Consider the following 6,748-nt stretch of genomic DNA (forward strand, 5'->3'; position numbering starts at 1 on the left):
CGCTTACTTCTAAAGTTTTTTATAAAATTTTCTATTAATCCTATAGACTCATATTCTATATTAAACTTTATTAATAAGCTTCTTAATTTCTTATATAGAATAATCCAAAAAACTTTTATAATTATATTTAAGTAAAGATAATTTGTTACTATAGATATTTATAATAAATAACCTGTTTCCTATTGATATATTCTATTTCTTTTAAACATGCTCTTGCCCTATACTTATAATGTAACTAACATACATTGAAGGGGGAATTTCAAATGAAGAAAGAAGTTAGTATAAAAAAAATTAAGCAAGATGCTGAGGAATTTTATAGAAGAGGGGATTTCTTCTGCTCTGAGGCAATAGTAGCCTCTATAAAAGAAAATTTCGAATTGGACATGCCTGATGAAATGGTTGCTATGGCATCTGGATTTCCTGTTGGTATAGGAAAATCAAAATGTGTTTGTGGTGCAATTTCTGGAGGAATAATGAGTATTGGATATTTCTTTGGAAGAACTAAAGGTGGAGACGATAAGGTTCAAAACACCTTAAAATTAGCTAATGAGCTACAAGAAAGTTTTAAGAGTAATCACAAGGTTTTATGTTGTAGAATTCTTACTAAAGGAATGGATATGGGATCTGGAGAACATAAAAATCAATGTATTTCTTTTACTGGTGAGATAGCTGAAAAAGCTGCTGAGATAATAGTAAGAGAAATGGAATTTGTAAATACAGATAAATAATGGAGTGTAATCTATGGAAAATTTAATTAAAAAGCTGCCTTTACCAATTTGTGGCTTAATGCTAGGATTAGCAGCCCTTGGTAATCTAGTACTCTCTTATGGAAACATATATAGGAATGTATTCGGAGCTTTATCTACCATAATATTAATACTTCTTACTATAAAAATAATTTTATATCCAAAAGCTATAGGTGAAGATTTAAAAAATCCAGTTATAGCTAGCGTGTGTCCTACTTTCTCTATGGGAATTATGATTTTATCCACATACATAGAGCCTTACGCACATAATTTTGCATTACTAACTTGGGTTTTAGGGCTTAGTATCCATATTTTACTTATGGCTTATTTCACTAAAAAGTTCATATTTAACTTTGATATAAAGAAAGTATTCCCAAGTTATTTTATAGTTTATGTAGGAATCGCAGCTGGTAGCATAAGTGCTCCTGCTTTTAAACTTAATACTATTGGTGAATATTTATTCTGGTTTGGTTTTATATCCTATATAATTTTACTACCTATAGTACTGTATAGAGTATTCTCTGTTAAAGGAATACCTGAGCCAGCCTTACCTACAATAGCTATATTTACAGCTCCAGCTAGCCTTTGTCTTGCTGGATATGTAGCATCTTTTAAAGATAAAAATATGACTATTATATGGTTTTTATTAGGATTATGTTTAATTATGCTTTTAGGAGTAATTTTGTATCTTCCAAAGCTTCTTAAATTAAAATTTTATCCTAGTTATTCTGCCTTTACATTCCCGTTTGTAATAAGCAGTATCGCATTAAAACAAACTAATAAGTTTTTAATTGGTAGTGGAAATACAGTATCTCTTTTAAAATCTTTAGTAAAGTTTTCTGAAGCTTTAGCCATAATTCTAGTTATATATGTACTCATAAAATACAGTATATTCTTGTTTAATAGTAAGGATATAGCTAAACCTACCAATGTAAATAAAGGTATATAATATTATAAAGTACTTTAATAAACTATTTAAGAGACTAAGATTAATATAAGTTAATCTTAGTCTCTATTTCTTAGTTATTTGATTTTAGCAAGCATTTTCACTTAATCACATAATTGTTCTAAAACATTGTATAGTACAGACTCATATACAATAGCATTGTTAATTTCCTTGAACTTTTATACTCTTCTCTATTTCTTTAATTTAACTGGAACTTGAACCTCAGTTAACCATTCCTCAGGGGTTTCCTTATTCCATATTCCATCGATATAAGACTCCCTTGGATGGTCTACAGCTTCATACCCGTTATCTTCTATCCATTTAAATATATATCCATAAGCACTTCCTATGGTATTATAAGGTCCTTTATGCATAATACATGCTGATGTAGGAACACTCTCTATGTCCTTATATACAACATTTTCAGAATCAATTCTTTTTTCTACCACTGCTTCACATATCTGAACTTTTATGTCTTTCTCCTTATACTCTCCATCAAGATATATGGTAAAGCAGTATGGTGGATTACTACAAACTGCTTTTTGAGCTTCCATCTCCTTTCCCATCTTAGGCATAATCTTAAAATACTCATTATAATCTTTTAAGATTGTTGTCATAGAAGCAACAATAACCTTTGGTAACTCTTTTATAACTACACTATAATTCATACTACCCTCTCCTTTTAGATTATTAATATAATTTTTCATCTTTAATAATTGATTTTTCTCTTCCTTAATGTTATTTTCTATTATGCTTATCCTCTCACATAGAATACTTTCTATATGGCATTTCTTTTCCATTACATCTGTGATCTCATTTAAAGTTAATCCCATCTGTTTTAACTCTATTATCCTGTGTATGCTTTCAAACTGATCTGATGAATAGTACCTATACCCTGTAAATTTATCTACAAACTCTGGTTTTAAAAGTCCTATATCATCATAATACCTTAAGGTCTTTGTGGTTATTTTATTAATTTTAGAAAATTCTCCTATGGTAAACATCATATCACCTACGCATTTGATTGATGATTTAAGTATAATCTTTACCCTTAGGTAAAAGTCAACTTAATAAAAATATATCTTTTTAAATAATTGATTACCTCTCTTCCACTATTTATTAAGGGTAGTGTAAGCTTTGGTACTGTAATAGCAACTTTAATAGCAACTACAGGTGATTCAGCCTTTGTCCTTATGACTGTTTCTATGAAAGCTTATATTTGGGTAAGTATACTCTCTTATATAACTGCCATAGTTTGTGGATATTTAGTTGATTATCTTAAACTTGAGGATAAATTAAATCTAAGAAAAAATATTAATGCTAATTTATCTAAATCAAATCATAAGCCTTACCAAGGTATTTTAACTGAATATGAAAGGCGGTTACCTTCAATAGAATCTTCTTCTGATAAAAGGCATATAGGACATGCTGAAGGTGACTTCATAGATATAGCTCTTCATCATAGTGATGACACTAATAGGCTTAGTGAAAGAATATATAAATTTACTCATGGTATTGGATATAAAATATTTTGGTTTTATATTTCTATAGGACTAATACTCGGAATTGCTCTTTTAGTTCAAATTGATGTAAATGCAGATTTCTTAATACCTAACCTTGGTAAATTTATAGGTGTTGGTGGTACCTTATTTTCTATAATATATATGATATTAAATAAGAAATTCTTAAAAGATGATGACCACCCTGAAACAGAGAGCAAACTCTTCTCTCTTAAAGAGACCTTTATTCATAATGCTTCAGAGACAGCTTTTGTTGCTACCTGGGTATTCCTAGCATATTTAGTTTACGATGTAGGTATATATTTTATAGGAGGAGAAGTTGTAATTGAAAATATATTAACAGCAACTGGTCTTGCTTCAGTTATAATTGGAGCACTAATAGGGCTAATCCCTGGCTGTGGTCCTCAGATTATATTTGTTACCCTATATACTAAAGGATTTGTTCCCTTTGCTGCTTTACTTTCTAATGCTATATCTCAAGATGGAGATGCACTATTTCCTTTGATTGTTATGGATAAGAAATCCTCTATGTGGGCAACTATTATAACCACTGTACCGGCAATACTAGTTGGAGTTTTATATTATTTTCTAGAAATATATCTGCTTTAATAATAATTTGGTTAAGAACATTATTAGTATTATTAATATTAAATTTTTCCATAGTAAAGGGATAAGCTTTAATATAAGCTTATCCCTTTGTTATTTTATAATATATAAACTTAAGCTAAGTCTTGTAATATCTCTAAAATTTACTAGAAGAATAAATTAATTAAAATAAAATTTATTATAATCTAATAATATTATCATATTAATTAGGCAATAAGAAACTCTCCAATTATAACAGCTTTTATGGCTTCATATTTTATGTGGTCTGGAAGACATGACTTTAATTTACTTACCATGGTTATTCCATGCTCTTTACATGCGTTTATTATTACATCTTTATCATCTTCATTATAAAGGGAATCTAAATCTAAGTGGAAGTCTAAGGTATTTCCTTCTTTAATATAATCTGTAACATAGCCTAATATTGTGGATACAGAAACCTCTATTTCCTTTGCTATATCATGTATTTTATTATTTTCCCTTAGCATATCCAGTGCTATTTCATCATTCTTTCTAAATTCTCCATCTATAATAACTTTTCTTTTCTTCTTATCCTGCCAATTTGGTTTTATTTCCTTATTATTAATATATTCCTGAACAATTGCTATTATGGCATCTCCACATTTTTCTATCTTCTTAGGTCCCATTCCTGATATATCTTTAAGGTCCTCTAAATCTATAGGATATCTACCACTTATTTCTTTAAGAGTGTTTTTGGCTATAATCTTTTGAGGTAAATCTCCACTTTCTTTTGATATTCTTTCCCTTAACTCCATAAGACTTTCTAGAAGTTCTAAGTCGCTAGAAACCAGTAAAAATTCATCATTGGAGTCCTCATTGTTTAAAGATTCCACATTTATATTATTTTCCTCTACATATTTAAGTATGGCCTCTTTAAATTCTTCTCCATATCTTTCATACTTAACAGCTCCAACTCCAGAAATCTCCATAAGCTCTTCTTTTGACTTTGGATACTTTATACTCATCTCTTTTAAAGTTCCGTCTCCAAATACCATATAAGGTGCTATTCCATCTCTAAGAGCTAGTTCTTTTCTTAATGCTCTAAGAACTTCAAATAAATCATTGTTAATTGTAAGAGTTCCTTCAACCTTAACCTCTTTAAACTCTACTTTTTCTTCACTTTTAAGTACCTTAATTGATCTTTCATTAAGCTTAACCACTGGATAGGCACCTTCATCTAGATCTATATATCCGTGGGAAATTAGAGTATTTATAAATTCTTTTAAATTATCTTTTGAATACTCTTTCATTATTCCATAGGTAGATAACTCATGGAAGCCAAGTTCTATAACCTTCTTATTTTTAGATTCTCTTAAAACATCTATAATAACAGTTGTACCAAAGTTTCTTTTCATCCTATATATACAAGATAAAACCTTCTGAGCATCCAATGTCTTATCCACTATTTCTCCTTGAGAGTTACAATTACTACACTTTAAGCAATGTCCTTCATGGTTCTCCCCAAAATAGTTTAATATATATTTTTTATAACAGTCATTACTGTGAACTAAATCCACCATCTGCTTTAGCATTCTGTATTGATTATTTTTTCTATTTATATTTTCTGTGCTCATTTCTATTAAATATTTTTGGGTATGTACATCCCCTGGGCTAAAAAGCAATATGCATTCACTTTCCTCCCCATCACGGCCTGCTCTACCTATCTCTTGGTAGTATCCTTCTATATTTTTAGGAAGATTATTATGAATAACATACCTTATATTTGATTTATCTATACCCATACCAAAGGCGTTAGTAGCAACCATAATATTTATTCTATCATGTATGAAGTCTTCCTGATTTATCTTTCTCTCCTCATCAGAAAGCCCAGCATGATATCTATTTACAGAAAATTTATTACGAAGAAGAATTTCATATAAGGAATCCACTTCTTTTCTTGTGGCACAATATATAATCCCTGATTGATCCTTATTATTTTTAAGGTAGTTTTTTATAAATCTATCCTTATTTTGTCCCTTTATTACCTCTATAGTTAAGTTCTCTCTATCAAAGCTAGAAATAAATATTTTGGAGTCTCTAAGACCTAAAGACTTAACTATATCCTCTCTAACCTCACCAGTTGCTGTTGCAGTAAATGCAGTGACAATAGGCCTATTTGTAAGACTATTTATAAAGTGAATAACCCTTCTATAGCTACTTCTAAAGTCATGTCCCCATTGGGATACACAGTGAGCCTCATCTACAGCTACCTGAGATATATTAAGACTTGTAATAACGCTTAAAAACTCATAGGATTCAAGTCTTTCTGGTGCCACATATATAATTTTATATTCATTATTCTCTATGCCACTTATAATAGATCTAAATTCTGTAGTGCTAAGAGAGCTATTTATATAGGTAGCTCCAATCCCCATGGCTTTAATTGAATCCACCTGATCCTTCATAAGAGAAATAAGAGGTGAAACCACAATGGTTATCCCCTCTAGAAGCAGTGCTGGTATTTGATAACATATGGACTTTCCTCCACCTGTTGGCATAATTGCAAGTACATCATTGCCTTCTAAAATACTTTCTATTATTTCATCTTGTCCTTTTCTAAAACTCTTATATCCATAAAACTTTTCTAAGGTTTCTAATGGTTTTTTATTCAAATTTTTCACCTCTATATTTTAACTTATACTTATATGCTCTACTTTTTTATTGCTAACATATATTTTATATAAATATATATTAACCTGTTTTACTAGTCAAACCTTCAGCTCAATTGATAATTTAAAATTATAAAGTAAGTAATTAATTAGTTAAAAGCTAACAATTTCAAGATGCTAATTTAACTTTTCATAATATCTAATCCTTATTTAAATAATCTAAGCTTCCTAATGACATTACGCTTTTACCCTATCTTCAAACTATATTTAATCTATATATAAATATTAAAGCTATTCTTT

Annotated in this window: 5 protein-coding genes; 3 read left to right on the forward strand and 2 right to left on the reverse strand. The window is 29.4% G+C overall.

Annotation, left to right across the window (positions count from 1 at the left end):
- Positions 1-263 precede the first annotated feature (263 nt).
- Complete coding sequence (locus AB2369_RS10085; protein WP_367666352.1) at positions 264-728, forward strand: C-GCAxxG-C-C family protein; 465 nt, start codon at positions 264-266, stop codon at positions 726-728.
- A 13-nt stretch (positions 729-741) separates the two neighbouring features.
- Positions 742-1,695, forward strand: coding sequence for a TDT family transporter (locus tag AB2369_RS10090; protein WP_367666353.1), 954 nt, complete (start codon positions 742-744; stop codon positions 1,693-1,695).
- 188 nt (positions 1,696-1,883) lie between these two features.
- On the opposite strand, the gene AB2369_RS10095 is transcribed toward AB2369_RS10090, so the two are convergent.
- On the reverse strand, positions 1,884-2,699 hold the full coding sequence (locus tag AB2369_RS10095; protein ID WP_367666354.1) for a MerR family transcriptional regulator: 816 nt from the start codon (positions 2,697-2,699) through the stop codon (positions 1,884-1,886).
- Between the two features lie 87 nt (positions 2,700-2,786).
- On the opposite strand from AB2369_RS10095, the gene AB2369_RS10100 reads away from it, so the two are divergent.
- The gene (locus tag AB2369_RS10100; protein WP_367666355.1) at positions 2,787-3,821 is read left to right on the forward strand and encodes a putative manganese transporter; all 1,035 of its coding nucleotides are present in this window, start codon (positions 2,787-2,789) and stop codon (positions 3,819-3,821) included.
- Between the two features lie 203 nt (positions 3,822-4,024).
- Here AB2369_RS10100 and recQ read toward each other — a convergent pair whose 3' ends face one another.
- Positions 4,025-6,451, reverse strand: coding sequence for a DNA helicase RecQ (recQ, locus tag AB2369_RS10105; RefSeq protein ID WP_367666356.1), 2,427 nt, complete (start codon positions 6,449-6,451; stop codon positions 4,025-4,027).
- Positions 6,452-6,748 lie beyond the last annotated feature (297 nt).

It is taken from the genome of Clostridium sp., assembly GCF_040797585.1.
In the GTDB taxonomy this organism is placed as follows: Bacteria; Bacillota; Clostridia; order Clostridiales; family Clostridiaceae; genus Clostridium_Z.